Annotated in this window: 14 protein-coding genes; 5 read left to right on the plus strand and 9 right to left on the minus strand. The window is 72.6% G+C overall.

Features of this window, described 5'->3' with window-relative positions:
- The gene (gene metH / locus ACYVF4_RS05540; RefSeq protein ID WP_460720528.1) at window positions 1–3636 is read right to left on the minus strand and encodes a methionine synthase; all 3636 of its coding nucleotides are present in this window, start codon (window positions 3634–3636) and stop codon (window positions 1–3) included.
- Window positions 3637–3699: 63 nt separating this feature from the next.
- A complete protein-coding gene (locus tag ACYVF4_RS05545; RefSeq protein ID WP_460720530.1) occupies window positions 3700–4500 on the minus strand; it encodes an LLM class F420-dependent oxidoreductase in 801 nt (266 codons plus the stop codon).
- Window positions 4501–4552: 52 nt separating this feature from the next.
- Between ACYVF4_RS05545 and ACYVF4_RS05550 the strand changes: the two genes are divergently transcribed.
- The 3 genes from ACYVF4_RS05550 (at window position 4553) to ACYVF4_RS05560 (ending at window position 8242) form a co-directional block, all read left to right on the plus strand.
- The gene (locus ACYVF4_RS05550) at window positions 4553–5554 is read left to right on the plus strand and encodes an o-succinylbenzoate synthase (protein ID WP_460720532.1); all 1002 of its coding nucleotides are present in this window, start codon (window positions 4553–4555) and stop codon (window positions 5552–5554) included.
- 64 nt (window positions 5555–5618) lie between these two features.
- On the plus strand, window positions 5619–6584 hold the full coding sequence (locus tag ACYVF4_RS05555) for a TIGR03885 family FMN-dependent LLM class oxidoreductase (protein ID WP_460720534.1): 966 nt from the start codon (window positions 5619–5621) through the stop codon (window positions 6582–6584).
- A complete protein-coding gene (locus ACYVF4_RS05560) occupies window positions 6581–8242 on the plus strand; it encodes an alpha-amylase family protein (protein ID WP_460720537.1) in 1662 nt (553 codons plus the stop codon). Before ACYVF4_RS05555 ends, ACYVF4_RS05560 begins: the two co-directional genes overlap by 4 nt.
- Window positions 8243–8244: 2 nt before the next feature.
- Here the strand turns inward: ACYVF4_RS05560 and ACYVF4_RS05565 are convergent, their stop codons facing one another.
- Window positions 8245–8883 carry a TetR/AcrR family transcriptional regulator gene (locus tag ACYVF4_RS05565; protein ID WP_460720539.1) on the minus strand — a complete coding sequence of 213 codons (639 nt, stop codon included), beginning with the start codon at window positions 8881–8883 and terminating at the stop codon, window positions 8245–8247.
- A gap of 234 nt (window positions 8884–9117) precedes the next feature.
- On the opposite strand from ACYVF4_RS05565, the gene ACYVF4_RS05570 reads away from it, so the two are divergent.
- Both ACYVF4_RS05570 and ACYVF4_RS05575 read left to right on the plus strand, forming a co-directional pair.
- Complete coding sequence (locus tag ACYVF4_RS05570; protein ID WP_460720541.1) at window positions 9118–11862, plus strand: MMPL family transporter; 2745 nt, start codon at window positions 9118–9120, stop codon at window positions 11860–11862.
- The gene (locus ACYVF4_RS05575; protein ID WP_460720544.1) at window positions 11859–14075 is read left to right on the plus strand and encodes a YhgE/Pip domain-containing protein; all 2217 of its coding nucleotides are present in this window, start codon (window positions 11859–11861) and stop codon (window positions 14073–14075) included. Before ACYVF4_RS05570 ends, ACYVF4_RS05575 begins: the two co-directional genes overlap by 4 nt.
- A 220-nt stretch (window positions 14076–14295) precedes the next feature.
- Here ACYVF4_RS05575 and ACYVF4_RS05580 read toward each other — a convergent pair whose 3' ends face one another.
- The 6 genes from ACYVF4_RS05580 to ACYVF4_RS05605 all read right to left on the minus strand — a co-directional run bounded on the left by ACYVF4_RS05580 (window position 14296) and on the right by ACYVF4_RS05605 (window position 19376).
- On the minus strand, window positions 14296–14445 hold the full coding sequence (locus ACYVF4_RS05580) for a hypothetical protein (RefSeq protein WP_460720546.1): 150 nt from the start codon (window positions 14443–14445) through the stop codon (window positions 14296–14298).
- Between the two features lie 67 nt (window positions 14446–14512).
- Window positions 14513–15580, minus strand: a complete 1068-nt coding sequence (gene ccsB / locus ACYVF4_RS05585; RefSeq protein ID WP_460720548.1) for a c-type cytochrome biogenesis protein CcsB — start codon at window positions 15578–15580, stop codon at window positions 14513–14515.
- A 5-nt stretch (window positions 15581–15585) separates the two neighbouring features.
- Complete coding sequence (gene resB, locus ACYVF4_RS05590; RefSeq protein ID WP_460720550.1) at window positions 15586–17286, minus strand: cytochrome c biogenesis protein ResB; 1701 nt, start codon at window positions 17284–17286, stop codon at window positions 15586–15588.
- A gap of 7 nt (window positions 17287–17293) precedes the next feature.
- Window positions 17294–18133, minus strand: coding sequence for a cytochrome c biogenesis CcdA family protein (locus ACYVF4_RS05595; protein WP_460720552.1), 840 nt, complete (start codon window positions 18131–18133; stop codon window positions 17294–17296).
- Complete coding sequence (locus ACYVF4_RS05600) at window positions 18130–18750, minus strand: TlpA family protein disulfide reductase (protein WP_460720554.1); 621 nt, start codon at window positions 18748–18750, stop codon at window positions 18130–18132. The genes ACYVF4_RS05595 and ACYVF4_RS05600 overlap by 4 nt, the downstream gene beginning before the upstream one ends.
- Window positions 18747–19376: a histidine phosphatase family protein gene (locus tag ACYVF4_RS05605; RefSeq protein ID WP_460720556.1), complete on the minus strand. Its 630-nt coding sequence runs from the start codon at window positions 19374–19376 to the stop codon at window positions 18747–18749. Before ACYVF4_RS05605 ends, ACYVF4_RS05600 begins: the two co-directional genes overlap by 4 nt.
- Window positions 19377–19384: the final 8 nt, after the last annotated feature.

Here is a 19384-nt window from a genome sequence, read left to right on the forward strand (position 1 = left end):
TCACACCGAGAAGTACTTGGCCTCGGGGTGGTGGAACACGAAGGCGTCGGTCGACTGCTCGGGATGCAGCTGCAGTTCGTCGCTGAGCTCCACCCCCATCCGCTCGGGCCGCAGCAGCTCCACGACCTTCCGGCGGTCCTCCATGTCGGGGCACGCCGGGTAGCCGAGTGAGAAGCGCGCGCCGCGGTACTCGAGCTTGAACAGCCCCGCCACGTCGGCCGGATCCTCGCCCGCGAGCCCCAGCTCGGAGCGCACGCGCGCGTGCCAGAACTCCGCCAGCGCCTCGGTCAGCTGCATCACGAGGCCGTTGAGCTCGTAGTAGTCGCGGTACTTGTCCTCGGCGAAGAGCTTCGCCGTCACCGCGTCGATGCGGGCGCCTGCCGTCACCAGCTGCACCGGCAGGACGTCGACCTGGCCCGACTGCCGCGAGCGCACGAAGTCCGCCAGGCACAGGTGGCGGTCGCGCCGCTGCCGCGGGAAGTGGAAGCGCAGCCGCTCCGACCCCACGGCGCCGCCCGAGCCGCCATCGGGCGCCAGCAGCCCCGGCACCCCCAGGACGCCGGCGGGGTCGTCGCCGTGATGCAGGACGACCACGTCGTCGCCCTCGCTCACCACGGGGAAGTACCCGTAGGCGACCGAGGCGTCCAGCATCCCCTCGCCGAGGATGCGGTCGAGCCAGTACCGCAGGCGCGGACGACCCTCGGTCTCGACGAGCTGCTCGTACGACAGCCCCTCGTCGCCGCGGCCGGGCTTGAGGCCCCACTGGCCCATGAAGGTCGCCCGCTCGTCGAGGAACGCGGCGTAGTCGGCCAGCGCGATGCCGCGGACGATCCGCGTGCCCCAGAAGGGCGGCTGCGGGACGGCATTGTCGGATGCCACGTCCGAGCGCTCCGGCATCGCCTCGGGCTCGGTGAGGGTGAGCTTGGAGCCGGCGGCGTGACGCCGCTTCTTCAGCTCCGGCAGTCCCACCGACGCCGGGTCGGCGCCGCGCGCGATCTTCACCAGCGGCTCCATGAGCGCCAGTCCCTCGAACGCGTCGCGGGCGTAGCGCACCTCGCCGTCGAACAGGCCCGCGAGGTCGTCCTCGACGTAGGCGCGGGTGAGAGCGGCGCCGCCGAGGATCACCGGCCATTTCGTGCCGAGCCCGCGTGCGGTGAGTTCCTGCAGGTTCTCCTTCATCACCACCGTGGACTTCACCAGCAGCCCCGACATGCCGATGACGTCGGCGCGGTGCTCCTCGGCGGCGGCGATGATGTCGGCGATCGGCTGCTTGATGCCGAGGTTGATCACGTCGTAGCCGTTGTTGGTGAGGATGATGTCGACGAGGTTCTTGCCTATGTCGTGCACGTCGCCGCGCACCGTCGCCAGCACGATCGTGCCCTTGCCCGAGGCCTCGCTCTTCTCCATGTACGGCTCGAGCAGCGCGACGGCGGTCTTCATGACCTCGGCCGACTGCAGCACGAACGGCAGCTGCATCTGGCCCGATCCGAATCGCTCGCCGACGACCTTCATCCCCTCGAGCAGGTGGTCGTTGATGATCTCGAGCGCCGTCAGCCCGCCCGCGCGCGCAAGGTCGAGATCGGCCTCGAGCCCCTTGGACTCGCCGTCGATGATGCGGCGCTCCAGGCGCTCCCCCACCGGCAGCGCCGCCAGCTCCGCGGCGCGCTGGTCGCGAAGCGCCGCGGTGTCCACGCCGGCGAACAGGTCGAGCATCGTCGCCAGGGGGTCGTAGGTGATGTTGCCGTCGGCGTCGTACTCGCGCCGGTCCCACACCAGGTCCAGCGCCACCTGACGTTGCTCGTCGGGGATCGAGGCCAGCGGCACGATCTTCGCCGCGTCGATGATGCCCGAGTCCAGCCCCGCCTGCGCCGCCTCGTGCAGGAACACCGAGTTGAGCACGCTCCGCGCCGCCGGGTTGAGCCCGAACGACACGTTCGAGACGCCGAGGGTGGTGTGGATGCCGGGATACGCCGCCGTGATGCGGCGGATGGCCTCGATCGTCTCGATCGCGTCGCGCCGGGTCTCCTCCTGCCCGGTGGCGATGGGGAACGTGAGGCTGTCGACGATGATGTCCTCGACTCGCATCCCCCATTCGCCGACGAGGGCGTCGACCAGGCGCGAGGCGATGCGCACCTTGTCGTCGGCGGTGCGGGCCTGGCCCTGCTCGTCGATGGTGAGGGCGATGACCGCGGCGCCGTGCTCCTTGACCAGCGGCATGATGCGCCCGAAGCGGCTGTCCGGCCCGTCGCCGTCCTCGTAGTTGACGGAGTTGACCACCGGCCGCCCGCCGATGAGCTCGAGTCCCGCGCGGATCACGGCGGGCTCGGTGGAGTCGATCACGAGCGGCAGCGTCGAGGCGCTGGCGAAGCGCGAGACGACCTCGCGGATGTCGGCGACGCCGTCGCGGCCGACGTAGTCCACGCACACGTCCAGCAGGTGCGCGCCCACCCGGATCTGGTTGCGCGCGATCTCGACGCAGTCGTCCCACCGGCCCTCGAGCATCGCCTCGCGGAACGCCTTGGATCCGTTGGCGTTGGTGCGCTCCCCGATGGCGAGGTACGCGGTGTCCTGGTCGAACGGCACGTGCTGGTAGAGCGAGGCGACGCCCGGCTCGGCCGTGACGCCGCGCGCCACGACCGGGCGGGTCTCGAGCGAGCCCAGCCGCTCGACGACGGCGGCGAGGTGCTCGGGCGTCGTGCCGCAGCATCCGCCGATGAGTCCCAGGCCGAACTCGCGCACGAACTGCTCGTGCGCCGTGGCGAGCTCGGCGGGGGTCAGCGGGTAGTGGGCGCCGTCGGCGGTCAGCACCGGCAGCCCGGCGTTGGGCATGCACGCGATCGGGACGGTGGAGTGCTTCGACAGGTGGCGCAGGTGCTCGCTCATCTCGGCGGGACCCGTCGCGCAGTTGAGGCCGATGGCGTCGACGCCCAGCGGCTCCAGCGTCGTCAGCGCCGCGCCGATCTCGCTGCCCATGAGCATGGTGCCGGTGGTCTCGACGGTCACCTCGACGAAGATCGGCAGCCGGATGCCGCGGCTCACGATCGCCTGCTTGCAGCCGTTGACGGCGGCCTTGGTCTGCAGCAGATCCTGCGAGGTCTCGACCAGCAGCGCGTCGGCGCCGCCGTCGATGAGGCCCTCGGCCTGCAGCGCGAAGGTCTGCTTCAGGTGGTCGTACGTGGTGTGCCCGAGGCTCGGGAGCTTCGTGCCCGGGCCCATCGACCCGAGCACCCAGCGCATCCGGCCGTCGGCCGCCTCGGCGGCTTCGACGCGCTCGCGCGCGATGCGCGCCCCCGCCTGGGCGAGCTCGTGGATGCGGTCGTCGATGTCGTAGTCCGACAGGTTCGACCAGTTCGCCCCGAACGTGTTCGTCTCGACGGCGTCGATCCCGACGGCGAGGTAGGCGTCGTGGATCGCCGCGATCATGTCGGGGCGGCTGACGTTGAGGATCTCGTTGCAGCCCTCGAGCTGCTGGTAGTCCTCGAGGGTGGGCTCGTGCCGCTGCAGCATCGTGCCCATGGCGCCGTCGGCGATGACGACCCGCGAGGCGACGGCATCCAGCAGCGCCTGCGCGCGGGCGGGTCGCGGCACGCCCTCGATGTCGAGGGCGAAACGGGGGGCGGGGGCGGTGCCGGTCACCCGCGCGATTCTAATGGCGCGGATGCCGGCATCCGGAGCCGGGCGTCATGGGGCGACGCCGTTTCACACGCCGTTCTTGGCGTCGCGCCACGCCAGCCAGCGCGCGACGACGCCGTAGTCGAAGTCCGGCCCCGGGAAACCGAGCGTGAAGACGCGCGTGCCGCCCTCGAACAGCGCGTCGGCGATGTGCTCGTCGCGGCGCTGCAGCTCGTTCGAGATGACGAGGTCGGCGGTGTCGCGCTGCTCCTTCTCGGCCCAGCGGCGGATGACGTCCAGCTTGCCGGGCAGCTCTTCGGGCCGGACGAAGCTGTGCCAGATGTCGGCGTGGCGGGCTACCAGCCGCAGTGTCTTCTGCTCGCCCTTGCCGCCGATCATGACGGGGATGCGGCGGGTGGGTGCGGGGTTGAGCGCGTCCCATCGCGCCTCGATGCGCCGCAGGCCCTCGGCGAGGTCGTCCAGGCGCGACCCGGCCGTGCCGAACTCGTAGCCGTACTCGGCGTAGTCCTTCTCGAACCAGCCCGAGCCGGTGCCGAAGATGAAGCGACCGGCGTCGCCGCCGCGCGCCGAGATGTGGTCGATCGTGCGGGCCATGTCGGCCTGCAGGTCGGCGCCCCGGTAGCTGTTGCAGTTGACCAGCGCGCCGAACTCGACCCGCTCGGTCTGCTCCGCCCACGCTCCCAGCATCGTCCAGGACTCGAAGTGCAGGCCGTCGGGGTCGCCCGACAGCGGGAAGAAGTGGTCCCAGTTGAACAGGATGTCCACCCCCATGTCCTCCAGCCGCGTCACCGCGTCGCGGATCTGCGGGTAGGTCACGTGCTGGGGCTGGATCTGCACGCCGAGGCGCACGGGGGTGTCGAGAAGCATGGGATCCAGCCTAGGTTCGCGCGGGAGCGGCGGGCGCGGGCAGGATGGACTCGTGAGCACCGTCGCCCTCCCCTCGTTCGACGAGCTGCGCGAACTCGTCCACGTGGTCGTGCTGCCGCTGGCGACCCGCTTCCGCGGCATCGAGGTGCGCGAGGCGGTGCTCATCGACGGCCCCGAGGGCTGGACGGAGTTCTCGCCGTTCACCGAGTACGACGACGCCGAGGCGTCGTCGTGGCTGGCCGCGGCGATCGACTTCGGGTGGATGCCGCAGCCGGCGCCCCGCCGCGAGATCATCCGGGTCAATGCCACCGTGCCCGCCGTGCCGGCGGCATCCGTCCCGGGCGTCCTCGCCCGCTTCGACGGCTGCCGCACCGCGAAGGTCAAGGTCGCCGAGCCCGGGCAGATCCTCGCCGACGACGTCGCCCGCGTCCGCGCCGTGCGCGAAGCACTCGGGCCCGAGGGCCGCGTGCGGCTGGACGCGAACGGCGGGTGGAACCTCGACGAGGCCGAGCACGCCGTCCGGGCGATGGAGGAGTTCGACCTCGAGTACGTCGAGCAGCCCTGCGCCACCGTCGACGAGCTCGCGCAGCTGCGGGCGCGGATCGCGCGGCTGGGGATCCCCGTCGCCGCCGACGAGAGCGTGCGCAAAGCGGCCGACCCCCTGCTGGTCGCCCGCGCCGGCGCCGCGGATCTGCTGGTGGTGAAGGCGCAGCCCCTCGGCGGGGTGCGGCGAGCGCTGCGGATCGTCGCCGACGCGGGGCTGCCGGCCGTGGTCTCCAGCGCTCTGGACACCTCGGTGGGCCTGTCGATGGGCGTCGCCCTCGCCGCCGCGCTGCCCGAGCTGGACTACGACTGCGGTCTGGGAACCGGGTCGCTCCTCGCGGCCGACGTCACCGCGGCGCCGCTCGTGCCGCGGGCGGGCGCGCTCCCCGTCGGCCGCGTCGACGTCGACCCGCAGCTGCTCGCACGCCACGCCGCCCCCGCCGCGCGCCGCCAGTGGTGGCTCGCCCGCGTCGAGCGCTGCCTGACGCACCTCACCGGCATCCGGCCATAAGGCACGCCGCCGCCCGGACGCAAGTGGTTGCCGGGCGCCTCGGCGCCCGCGCACACTCGGGGGCATGGTCTTCATCGGGTACCACGCCTCGCACGAACAGCTCCCCCCGAGCACGCTGCTGACCTCGGTCATCGGGGCCGAGCGCGCCGGATTCGACGGGGCGATGTGCTCCGACCACCTCGCTCCGTGGGGCGTCCGGCAGGGCGAATCGGGGTTCGCGTGGTCGTGGCTGGGCGCTGCCCTGGCCTCGACGTCCTTCCCGATCGGCGTCGTCAACGCCCCCGGGCAGCGCTACCACCCGGCGATCATCGCCCAGGCGATCGCGACGCTCGAAGAGATGTTCCCGGGACGGTTCTGGGCGGCGCTCGGCAGCGGCGAGGCCATGAACGAGCACGTCACCGGCGACCCGTGGCCGAGCAAGCGGGAGCGCAACGCGCGGCTGGCGGACTCCCTGACGATCATCCGGCGCCTGCTCGACGGCGACGACGTCACATTCGACGGCACCGTCCGCGTGCACCGCGCGCGGGTGTGGTCCCGCCCCGAGACCCCGCCGCCGCTGCTGGGAACGGCCGTCAGCGCCGAGACGGCGGGGTGGCTGGCCGGCAAGGTCGACGGCCTTGCCACGGTGGCCCAGCCGATCGACGCCCTGCGGGACGTCGTGGCGGCGTACCGGGATGCCGGGGGCACCGGCCCCTGCGTCCTGCAGGTGCACGTCAGCCTGGCGGACACCCACGCCGAGGCGCTCGCCCTCGCGAAGGACCAGTGGCGCAACGGCCTCATCGGCTCGCCGCTCGCGTGGGACCTCGAGCAGCCCGAGGACTTCGACGCCCTGACCGAGGATCCCGACGAGAAGCAGCTGCGCGAGGCGGTGCTCGTCGACGACGACCCGGCGGCCCTGGCCGAGCGGATCGCCGAGCGGGTGGCGCTGGGCTTCGACCGCGTGTTCGTGCACCACGTCGGCAAGGACCAGCGACCGTACCTCGACGCCGCGCGCGAGGTGCTCGTGCCGGCGCTTCGGAGCGCACTGTGAAGATCACCGACACCTCGGACCTGTGGTGGAAGACGGCGGTGGTGTACTGCCTCGACGTCGAGACCTACTTCGACGCCGACGGCGACGGCGTGGGCGACCTGCAGGGGCTCGCCCGCCGCATCGACTACCTCGCCGACCTCGGGGTGACGTGCCTGTGGCTCATGCCGTTCTATCCGACGATGGACCGCGACGACGGCTACGACGTCACCGACTTCTACGGCGTCGACCCGAGACTGGGCAGCCACGGCGATCTGGTCGAGGTCGTGCGCACGGCCCGCGACCGCGGCATGCGCGTGATCGTCGACCTCGTCGTCAACCACACCTCCGACCGGCATCCGTGGTTCGTCGCCGCGCGGCGCTCGGTGAACTCCCCCTACCGCGACTTCTACGTGTGGCGCGACGAGCCGCCGGCTAACAACGTCAACGCCGTCTTCCCCGGCGAGGAGTCGACGCTGTGGGAGAAGGACGAGCGGAGCGGCCAGTACTACCTGCACAGCTTCTACTCCCACCAGCCCGACCTGAACATCGCCAACCCGCGCGTGCGCGACGAGATCGCCAAGACGGTCGGCTTCTGGCTGCAGCTGGGCATCTCGGGCTTCCGCGTGGACGCGGTGCCGTTCCTGCTCGAGGTTCCCGAGGGCGAGCACATGGGCGACCCGCACGAGTACCTGCGGGACATCCGCCGCTTTCTGCAGCGCCGCTCGAGCGAGGCGGTCATGCTCGGCGAGGTCAACCTGCCCTACCGCGAGCAGCTGGACTACTTCGGCGCCGGGGCGGGCGACGAGCTCACGCTGCAGTTCGACTTCATCGGGATGCAGGCGCTGTACCTGTCGCTGGCGCGCTCCGACCCCGCTCCCCTGGTGAAGGCGCTGCGCTCCCGGCCGGCGATCCCCGACGACGCGCAGTGGGCCAACTTCGTGCGCAACCACGACGAGCTGACCTTGGACAAGCTCAGCGACGCCGAGCGCGACGAGGTGTTCGAGGCGTTCGCCCCCGATGAGCGGCAGCGGGTGTACGGCCGCGGCATCACGCGGCGGCTGCCCCCGATGCTGGGCGGCGATCCCCGCCGCATCCGCATGGTCTACAGCCTGCTGTTCTCGCTGCCCGGGGTGCCCGTGCTGTTCTACGGCGAAGAGATCGGCATGGGCGAGAACATCGACCTGAAGGGCAGGCTCGCCGTCCGCACCCCCATGCAGTGGGATGCCGGGCGCAACGGCGGCTTCTCGTCGGCGGCGCCCTCGCGGCTGGCCGCCGCGCCGCCGGCCGACGGCTACGCGCCACTGCACGTGAACGTCGCGGCGCAGCTCGAGGACGACGACTCGCTGCTGCAGTTCATCCGCACCCTCGCCGCCCGCTACCGGATCTCGCCCGAGATCGGCTGGGGCGAGCTCGAGCTGCTCGAGCACGACGCCGCCGGCGTCCTCGCCCACTCGCTGACCGCGGACGTCGGACGCTTCGTCGCCGTCCACAACTTCACCGACGTGCCGGCCTCGATCACGCTGTCGCTGCCCGAGGAGCCCGAGAGCACCGCGCTGTCGAACCTGCTCGGCCCCGAGCGCTACGAGCTCGAAGGGCGCGGCCGCGTGACGTTCGAGCTGCCCGCGTACGGCTACCTGTGGCTGCGGGTCGCGCGCCCGGGTGACGGCCGGGTGGGCTGACTTCAGGCCTCGACCAGCAGCAGCCGGGCGACGGCAGCGAGTTCGCCGTTGGTGCGGCGGCACATCTCGGCGTGGTCCAGGCCCTCCATCACCGCGCGCACCGAGGTCTCCTGCCACACCGTCAGCATGAGCCGGGCGGCCTCCCGCGCCGGCAGGCGGAAGCGGAGCGCGCCCGCGCGGGCGATGTCCTCGATGATCTGGGCGACGCTGCCGAGCATTTCGTCCTCCTGCGCCAGGAAGGCGGCGGCGAGCTCGGGCGTCCGCAAGGCGTGGATGCGGATCTCGCTCATCAGCAGCACGCCCAGCCGGTCGTCGGCCGACACGTCCAGCACCTGCTGCAGGATCGCCAGCGGGTCCGCGGGCGCCGCGGCGAGCGCGCCCTGCTGCTCGAGCTCGGCGACGCGCTCGGTCACCTGGGCGACGCGCCCGCGGGCGACCTGCCCGGCCAGCTGCAGGAACAGCTCCTCTTTGGTCTCGAAGTTGGAGTAGAAGGCCCCGCGCGTGAAGCCGGCCCGCTCGCACACGGCTTCGACGGATGCCGCGGCCAGCCCGACCTCGGCGAAGACCTCGGCGGCTGCATCCAGCAGTCGCTGCCGGGTCGCCTCGCGCCGGCGCGGCGCAGGTGCGACGGTGCTCGTCATGTCCGCATCCCTTCTCGCCCTCTCTCGAGCGATCGCCCGACGATACCCCGCCCCACCCTCCCTACCACCCACCCTCCCGACCACATCACGTGATCTGCACGAGATCACCCGCTGCGAACCGTACCTACCGGGTGATCTCGTACGGATCACGTGATCTGTACGGGTTCAAGGGTTACGATACACAGGTGTATCCGATACAGCGCTGTATCGAAAGCTGAGAACCTGGAGGCGCTGGTGTCCACACTGCTCTACTCGCTCGGCCGGTGGGCGTACCACCGGCCGTGGCGTGTGCTGATCGCATGGATGCTGCTGCTGGCGCTCGCCGGCGGCGGGGCGGCGGTGTTCATGAAGGGCACCGACAACGCCTTCTCGATCCCCGGCACCGAGGCGCAGGAGGGCATCCAGATGCTCGAGCGCACCTTCCCGCAGGCCAGCGGCACGAGCGCGCAGCTCGTCCTCGTGGCCGCCGACGGCGAGCGGGTCGCCGACGAGCCCTACGCCGGCGCGATCGCCGGCACCGTCGCCGACCTCGAGGCGCTCGACGGCGTGCTGGCGGTGACCGACCCCTTCGACGAGATGGTCACGGGTCTGGTCTCGGACGACGGCACGGCCGCGATCATCCGGCTGCAGTTCGACGGGCAGGCCACCGACGTCTCGGACGGGACGAAGGCGGCGCTCGAAGCCGTCGCGGACGACCTGCTGGCCACGCTCCCCGACGGCTCCCGCGCGGCGATGGGCGGCGACCTGTTCTCGACGTCGGTCCCGGCGCTGTCGCTCATCGAGGCCGTGGGCGTCCTCATCGCGCTGTTCGTGCTGATCGTGACCTTCCGCTCCCTCGCCGTGGCGTGGTTCCCGCTGGTGAGCGCCATCATCGGCGTCGGGCTCGCGATCGCGCTCATCTACGTCTCGACCGCGTTCGCGTCGATCTCGTCGACGACGCCCATGCTCGCCATCATGCTGGGCCTGGCCGTCGGCATCGACTACGCGCTGTTCATCGTCGCCCGCCACCAGGACCAGGTCCGCGCGGGGATGCCGCCCGCCGAGTCCGCCGCGCGCGCCACCGGCACGGCGGGCTCGGCCGTCGTCTTCGCCGGCGTCACCGTGCTGATCGCCCTCATCGGCCTCTCGTTCGCCGGCATCCCCTTCCTCACCACGATGGGCGTCGCCGCGGCGGTCGCGGTGGCGATCGCCGTCGTCGTGGCGCTGACGCTGACCCCCGCCCTCCTCGGGATGGCGAAGGGCCGGGTCGTGGGGTGGCCGGTCGGCAGGCGGGGCCGCCGCGCCGTCGCGGCGCGCGCCGCCCGGCCGAACCGATGGGTGATGCTCGTCACCCGGCATCCGCTCCTGACCACCATCGCCGTCGTCGTGGGACTCGGGATCATGGCGATCCCCGCCGCGAGCCTGGCCCTCGCCCTGCCCAACGCCGGGGTCCAGCCGCCGTCGAGCCAGGCGCGCCAGGCCTACGACCTCACCGCCGAGAACTTCGGGCCGGGCTCCAACGGCCCGCTCATCATGACCGGGACGATCGTCACCTCGACCGACCCGCTCGGCCTCATGGCCGACCTCGCCGACGAGATCGAGCAGATCCCCGGCGTGAAGGAGGTCGCCCTGTCGACCCCGAACCAGACCGCCGACACCGGGCTCATCCAGATCGTCCCCGAGACCGCCCCCGACGACCCGGCCACAGCCCAGCTCGTCCGGGACCTGCGCGCCCAGCACGACCGGCTGCTCGAGGAGTACGACGTGGACCTCGTCGTCACCGGGTTCACCGCCGTGGGTATCGACATCTCCGACCGCCTCGGCGCCGCACTCGTCCCGTTCGGCGTCTTCGTCGTCGGCCTGTCGCTGGTGCTGCTGACCATCGTCTTCCGGTCGATCTGGGTGCCGCTGAAGGCCGCCGCGGGCTACCTGCTGTCGGTGGCGGCGTCGTTCGGCGTCGTCGCCGCCGTGTTCGAGTGGGGCTGGTTCGCCGACGCGCTGCACGTCACCCGCACGGGACCGGTCATCAGCTTCATGCCCATCATCCTGATGGGCGTGCTGTTCGGGCTCGCGATGGACTACGAGGTCTTCCTCGTCTCGCGCATGCGCGAGGACTACGTCCACACCGCACGGGCGCGCGGCGGGCGGGCCGACCGGGCGACCGCGGTCGCCGCGGTGCGCTCGGGCTTCACCGCCTCCGCCCGCGTCGTGACGGCGGCGGCGGTGATCATGTTCGCCGTGTTCGCCGCGTTCGTCCCCGAGGGCGACTCCTCGATCAAGCCGATCGCGCTGGGCCTGGCCGTCGGCATCGCGGTCGACGCGTTCGTGGTGCGGATGACGCTCGTCCCCGCGGTGATGACCCTCCTGGGCGAGAAGGCGTGGCGGATGCCGCGATGGCTGGAGAGCCGGCTGCCCCACTTCGACATCGAGGGCGAGGCGGTCGAGCGCGAACTGGCCCTGAACGACTGGCCCGAACCGGCGACCACCGTGATGATCGCCGCCGAGGAGCTCACCGTGCGAGACGAGGACACCACGCTGTTCGCGGGCGTCGACGTCCGCGTCGAGCCGGGCGGCACCCTGGTCGTCACCGGCGACACGCGTGCGGCGCGCGCGTTCGCCCTCGTCGTGGCCGGCCGTCTGGCCCCCGACGACGGGCGGCTGCGGGTCGCCGGCCACCTGCTGCCCGAGCGCGCCGCGTGGGTGCGCGGGCATGTCGCCGTCGCGCTGCTGGCCCCCGCCGACGACCCGGTCGACGAGGTGGCGCGCGCTCTTTCGGACGGCGCACGGCTGGTCGTCCTCGACGGCGTCGACCACCTCGACGTCCCCACGCGCGACCAGGTGGCGGCGCTGCTGCGCGACGCCGGGGCGGACCTCACGATCCTCGCCACGGCCCGCACCGAGGGCCCCGCCCTCGCCCTCCTCGCCGAGGCCCGCCGGCCCGGCGTCACCGCTCTGGCGCTCGACGCCACGACCTCCCGCTCCACCGAGGTGCCCGCATGACCCTTCCCCTCGAACGCTCCCGTCCGCGCGGCCCCGTCACGTGGCTGACGCTCGTCGGCGTGCTGCTGCTGCCCGTCGTCATCGGCGGCATCCTCATCGCCGCCCTGTACGACCCGACCTCTCGGCTCGAGAGCCTCGACGCCGCGATCGTGAACGACGACGAGCCGGTGACGATCGGCGAGCAGTACGTCCCGCTCGGGCGGCAGCTGACCGCCGGGCTCGTCGAGGGCTCGGACGAGCTCGACAGCAATCTGACGTGGACGATCTCCAACAGCGAGGACGCCGCCGCAGGGCTCGCCGACGGCACGTACGCGGCGGTCGTCACGATCCCGTCGGACTTCTCGGCCGCAGCCACCTCGACCCGCCCGGGGGCGACGCCCGAGCAGGCGGTCATCGAAGTGACGACGCCCCCGGACAGCCTCATCGTCGATGACGCCATCACCTCGCAGATCGCGCAGGCCGCGGCATCCCTGATGGGCGACGAACTGTCGTCGCGGTTCCTCGAGAACGTCCTGATCGGCTTCACGACGCTCGGCGAGCAGCTGGGCGACGCCGCGGACGGCGCCGGCGAGCTCGCCGACGGCACCGGCGAGGCGGCCGCCGGAACGGTGAGCCTCGCCGACGGCGTCGCCCGGCTGTCGGGGGGCGCGGGCGAGCTCGCCGCCGGCGCGTCGGGCATCTCGTCGGGCCTCGGCGGTCTCGCCGGCGGTGCACGCGAGCTCGCCGACGGCGCCGACGGGATCGCCTCGGGCGCGAGCGGACTCGCCTCGGGCGCCGGGCGGCTCGCGGACGGCACCGCCGCCGCGGCCGACGGCCTGGACACATGGTCCGCGGGAGCACGCGACATCGCCGCCGGCACCGGGCAGCTCGCGGGCGGCCTGTCGCTGATGGCCGACCAGGTCTCGCAGCTGCCGGACGTGCCCGCCGACGTCGTCGACGCCGCGAACGAGCTCGCCGCGAACCGCGAGCAGATCCGCAGCACGGTGACGGATGCCGCCGCCGAACTCGCGGGCCTCGCCGCCGACTGCGCGGCCCAGGGCGGCTCGGTGGAGCTGTGCGCAACCCTCACCGACGTCTCGGCGCGCGTGGACGACGCGCTTCCGGCTGTCACGGGCGTGATCGACGACGCCGACGTGCTCGCGGCGGGCGTCAGTGACCTCGCGGCGTTCGAGCCGCGACTGGTGGCGGCGCTGCGCGAGTCGGCGGCGGGAGCGCAGACCCTGGCCGGCGGCATGGGCGAACTCGCCGACGGCGCCGCGGACGCGGCATCCGGACTCGACGAACTCGCCGGCGGCATGGGCGACCTCGGCTCGGGAGCCGGCGACCTCGCCGCCGGCACCGCGACGTGGGCCGCCGGCGCGCGCACGTGGGCGGACGGCGCGGCGCAGGCTGCGGGCGGAGCGGCGACGTGGTCCGCGGGCGCGGCGACGTGGGCGCAGGGCTCATCCGACGCCGCGGCCGGCGCCGACGACCTCGCCGGCGGGCTCGGCCTGCTCGCGGACGGCACCGGCGAACTCGCCGACGGCCTGCAGACGGCCACCGACGAGATCCCGTCGTACACCGACGCCCAGGCCGCACGGCTGGCGAGCGTCGTCGCCGATCCGGTCTCGGCGGACGGCGCCGGCACGCAGCTGTTCGGCGCGTCGGCGATCCCGCTGCTGGCGACCCTCGCCCTGTGGTTCGGCGGTCTCGGAAGCTACGTCGCGCTGCAGGCGGTGACGCGGCGCGTGCTGACCGCCCGCGCGTCCTCGCCGGTGCTGGCGCTGCGCGGGCTCGCGCCGGCGGCGGCCCTCGGCGCCGCGCAGGGTCTGCTCGTCGCCGGCGTCGTGCAGCTGGCGGCGGGGTACGACCTGGGCGCGTGGACGGTGTTCGCCCTCGTGTGCGTCGTGGCGGGCGTCGCCTTCGCCGCGGTGAACCAGTCCCTCGTCGCCGTGTTCGGCGGCGCGGGGCGGTGGGTGTCCGCCCTCATCGGCGTGATGGCGGTGGCGACGGGCATCGTCTCGACCGTGCCCGGTGCGCTCTCGGGTGTCGCGGGCCTGCTGCCGACGGCATCCGCGTACAACGGGATGGTGGCCGCGCTCACGACGGCCGGTGGCGTGGGTCCCGCGCTGGCGGGCCTCGTCGTGTGGACGCTGCTGGCGATCGCGGCGACGGTCGTCGCGGTGGCCCGCCGCCGCACCGTGACCGCGCGCACCCTGCTCACTCCCGCCTGACGGCGCGCGGGGGTCCTGTCCCGCCCGCCCTGCATTGCCACCAGATCACGTGATCCGTACGAGATCACCCGCTAGGAACGGTCAATAGCGGGTGCTTTCGTGCAGATCACGTGATCTGGCGCGCAGCGACGGGTGAACGGGCGCGCAGGCGGGGCGCGCAGGAACGGGCGCGCAGGGACGGGCGCGCAGCAACAGGGGGCGGATGCCAGGGCGCGGCGGCTCAGGAGTCGGCGTCGGCGTCCTCGGCCGGGGTGTCGCCGCCGGCGTCGGCCGCATCGGCACGGACCTCGTCGGTGACGGCGTCGGTGGGCGGGCTGTCGTCGGACCGAGCGTCGTCGGAATGGCGGGAGTGGGGCGTGGGGTCGCTCATGGGAGCTCCTTTCGACCACGCCACTCTCGCCTGCACCGTCCCCGCGGCCAACGGGGTTGACAGCAACTCAGCTCAGGCCGGAGTACGCGTGCAGCCCCTTGAAGAACATGTTCACGATCGTGAAGTTGAACAGCACCGCCGTGAAGCCGATGATCGACAGCCACGCCGACCGCGCGCCGCGCCAGCCGCGGGTCGCACGGGCGTGGATGTAGCCGGCGTAGAGCACCCAGATGACGAAGGTCCAGACCTCCTTCGTGTCGAAGCCCCAGTAGCGGCCCCACGCGTCGTTGGCCCAGATGGAGCCGGCGATCAGGGTGAAGGTCCAGAAGATGAACCCGATGATCGCGAAGCGGTAGGCCAGCGACTCCAGCGCATCGGCATCCGGCAGGGTCTTGAGGAAGCGGGGCCCGGACGATGTCTTGCCGGATGCCGCGTCCGCCGCGTCCGCACGGTCCCCGGCGGCACGGTGCACGGCAACGTCGTCCACGGCGAGCGCGCGGCGTTCACGGCGGGCCTGCATGAGCTGCAGCACCGACAGCCCGAACGCGAGCGCGAACAGGGCGGTCGCGAGCGACGCGACGAAGACGTGGATGACCAGCCACACGCTCTTGAGGGGGTCGGCCAGCGGAACGACCTCGACGTAGAACGCCAGGGTCGCACCGCCCAGCAGCAGCACGGTCATGCCGGTGATGAGCGAGCCGAGGAAGCGCAGGTCGTGACGCAGCAGGACCGCGAGGTAGACCGCGACGATGAGGGTCGTGCCGGTGAGGGCGAACTCGTACATGTTCGACCACGGCACGCGGTCGGCCGCGATGCCGCGCGTGACGGTGCCCGCCAGGTGGAACGCGAAGGCGAGCACCGTGAGGGCGGTGCCGATGCGCGCCCACATCAGCTTGGGCGCGGGCGCCGCGCCGCCGGCGGGGCGCGCCCCTCCGGCATCCGCCGACGTGCCCGAGGACCCCGCGAGAGCGCCCACGAGCTCGCGCTCGCGGACGGTGCGCTGATCGGCGGCCACCGCGCCGCGCCGGGCGAGGTCGACGGCGTAGGCGACGAAGGCGAGGGCGTAGATCGCGATCGCGGTCCACACCAGCAGCACCGAGGCGGAATCGAGGTCGAACGGGGCGGATTCGGGCATGATCCTCAGTTTACGTCGGGGGTGTCAGGTCGGTCCGGGCGCGCAAGAGCGGCGCCGTGGCGGCGCGCGAACTGCTCCACCGCGTCGTCGAGTGCGGGATCCTCCCCGCGCGCGAGACCGGCGTACTCCAGTCGCACGACGTCGCCGTCGGGCCGCGCCTTGACCCACATGCGGCGACGCGGCACGAACAGCGCGGCCAGCAGTCCCGCCATCGCCAGCATCGCGAACACCAGCACCCACGCCGCCGCGGCGTCGCGGTGGATGGACAGCGACACGTAGCGCTTCACCGAATCCTCATAGCCCTGGGCGCCCTCGGGCGCCTCGTCCTCGAAGGTGATGGTGCCGAAGCCGCCCGGCAGGTCGAGGGTGTCGCCCGGGGCGAGCTGCAGGGAGTCGACGCCGGTGTCCCCGCCGGTCAGTCGCGTCATGTCGGTGGGATCGAGCGTGTACACCGAGCGGGGCGTGCCGTCGTCGATGCCGAGGTCTCCCGAGTACACGTCCAGCGACAGCACCGGATTGACCAGCGCGGGGTAGGCCGACGTGAACGCGCCGGTGGTCAGGGGCGCCTGGGTCGGGTAGAAGAAGCCGACGATGCCGAGCTGGTCGGCCAGCCCGTCGGGCACCTTCACCACGCCGAGCGAGGTCATGTTGTTGTCCTGCGGCAGGAACGGCACCGATTCCGAGAACACCACGTCGCCGTCGGTGTCGCGGATCGTGATGGTCGGGGCGTACCCGTTGCCCATCAGGTAGATGCGGTCGCCCGCGAGGTCGAGCGGGTGGTTGACGCGCACCTCGCCGGGCTGCGGCTCTTCACCGGCACGCTGGGTGGTGAGCTTCGCCGCGAAGTCGCCGGCCTGGCCGGCGCCCTGCTCCCCCACCGGCACGTACGTCACCTGGAACTCGTCCAGGGTCAGCGCGTAGGGCTCGAGCTGCTCCTCGTCGACGAACCGCCCGGGGTTGAAGGAGTTGTAGTCGAGCATGGCGTTGACGAAGGTGCGGCCCTCGATGATCACGCTCTGCCCGGTGTAGGTCAGGCCCCCGCCGATGCCGACGGCCAGCAGCACGCCCACGAGCGCGCCGTGGAAGACCAGGTTCCCCGTCTCGCGCAGGTAGCCTCGTTCGGCCGAGACCGAGAACGCGCCGCCGGAGTCGAACCGCTCGACGCGGTAGCCGGCCTTGCGCAGCTGCGCCTGCGCGCGCGCGACCGCGGCGGACGCGGCATCCGTCGCCGACGAACCCGCGGGGACGTCGACGGATGCCGTCCGATGGGCCGACAGGCGCTCCAGCCGCACCGGGGTGCGGGGCGGCCGCGCACGCAGCGCCTTGTAGTGGTGGGTGGTCCGCGGGATCACGCAGCCGATGAGCGAGATGAACAGCAGGATGTAGATGGCCGAGAACCACGGCGACGTGTAGACGTCGAACATGCTGATGCCGTCGAGCACCGGGGCGAGGTCGGGGTTGTCGGCGTAGTACTGGGTGACGCCGTTGGGGTCGGCGCTGCGCTGCGGCACGAGCGACCCGGGGACGGCGGCGATGGCCAGCAGCAGCAGCAGCACGAGCGCGGTGCGCATCGAGGTCAGCTGCCGCCAGCCCCAGCGGATCCAGCCGGTGACGCCCAGGGCCGGCTGCGTGATGTCGCCGGCGGAGTCGGCGTGGTCGGCCGGGCGCAGCGGCTCGGCCGCGCGCGCGGCGGCGTCGTCGGACACCGCGGAGTCAGAGCGGGAGGGGGACACTGGCGAACACCCCCTGCAGCTGCGCCATGATCGCGGTCCAGACGCCGGTCACCATGAGGATCCCGAGCAGGATCAGCACGACGCCGCCGACGATGTTGACGGTGCGGATGTGGCGTCGCAGGAACCCGACCGAGCGCGTCGCCCACCCGAAGCCGAGGGTGAGCAGCACGAACGGGATGCCGAGGCCCAGGGAGTACGCCAGGCCGAGGATCGCCCCTCGCCCTGCCGAGCCCTGGTCGAACGCCATCCCGAGGATGACGGCGAGCGTCGGGCCGATGCAGGGGGTCCAGCCGATGCCGAGCGCGACGCCGAGGAGCGGCGCCCCGACGAGCCCGAGGTTTCCGCGCACCCGCGGGCGCATGGTGCGCTGGGCGAGCCCGAAGACGCCGAGGAACACCAGCCCGAGGGCGATGATGACGACCCCGAGGACGCGGGTGATTGGGTCGGCGAACTCCAGCAGGAAGCGGCCGAGGGTCCCCCCGAGCATCGCCACGCTCATGAAGACGACGGTGAACCCCGCGATGAACAGCAGCACCCCGATGAGCAGCCGGCCCCGGCCGGGAGCCTTCTCGTCGGTGACGACGGCGACGGATGCCGGTGCCCGGCGTTCGCCGGTCGCGCCGGCGACGGCATCCGTCGTCTGCGCCTGCCGCGCTCGCGAGGACCCCGCCCCGGCGCTCACCGCTCCCCCGATGAACCCCAGATAGCCGGGGACGAGGGGCAGCACACACGGCGAGACGAACGAGATGAGGCCCGCGAGCACCGCGATCGGCACCGCGAGCAGCAGCGAACCGCCCGCGACGGCGTCGGCGGGGTTCACGAGCGCCCCAGCGCGTCGTCGACGAGCGTGGTGAGGATCGAGGCCTCGCTCAGCTGCCCGATGATGCGCGCGGCGACCCGGCCCTCCCGGTCCAGCACGAGGGTGGTGGGCACGGCGTTCAGCGGCGTCTGCTCGGCGAAGGCGAGCTTGATGGATCCGTCGACGGTCGCCAGCGCGCTGGGGTAGGTGACGCCGTACGTCTCGGCGAACGCCAGCGAAGCCTCGGCGCCGTCGTACAGGTTCACCCCGAGGAACGTCACGTCCTCGCCCTCGAACTGCGCGTGGGCGGCTTCGAGCTCCGGCGCCTCGACGCGGCAGGGCGCGCACGCGGCGTACCAGAAGTTGACGACGACGACGTCGCCGGCGACGTCCTCGCTCGAGATGGTCCCGCCGTCGTCGAGGACGCCCTCGAAGACCACCGGCTCGCCTCGGTCGGACTCGGGCACCTCGACGACGCGGAAGCCGTCGGCGGCGATGAAGCCCTTGTTGTCGCCGGCGCGGTACTGCTCGGCGAGGGGGTCGCTCGTGCACGCCGCGAGTCCCGCGGTGAGGGCGAGCGAGACGAGCGCGGCGGCCGCGGCCCGCAGACGGCGGGAGCGGGAGGTTCGGGCGGTCATACGGCTCCCACGTCGATCGACCCGGCGGTGGATGCCGGCTCGGCGTAGCTGCGCTCGGTCCACCGGCCGTCCGCCATCTCGAAGGTGGTGACGCTGGACAGCGCGCAGCGGCGCTCGCGGGGGTCGTGCCGCGACGGCAGGCCCGCCACGGCGAGATGGGTGATCCAGATCGGCAGCTGGTGCGACACGATGACGACGTCCCCGGCCTCCACCGATTCCCACGCGTCGGTCATGGCGTGGTTCATCCGCCCGATGACGTCCGCGTACGGCTCCCCCCAGCTCGGCAGCGCCGGCTTTCGCAGGTGGCGCCAGTTCCACGGATTGGCGAGGGCCTGCACCATGCGGCGTCCCTCGAAGACGTTGGTGGGCTCGATGACGCGGTCGTCGATCGTGGGCTCCAGCCCGAACAGCTGCGCGAACGGGGCGGCGGACTCGCGGGTGCGCTCGAGAGGCGAGCAGACGAGCGCGGTGACGGTGCGTCCCTGCCCGTGCACGTACTCGGCGGCCTGCCGGGCCATGCGGCGACCGGCCTCGCTCAGCGAGAATCCCGGCATCCGCCCGTAGAGCACGCGACTCGGGTTGTGGACCTCACCGTGACGCACGAGGTGAAGGCGGTCGGCGGGCACGCGTCCAG

Source organism: Microbacterium aureliae, assembly GCF_054780155.1.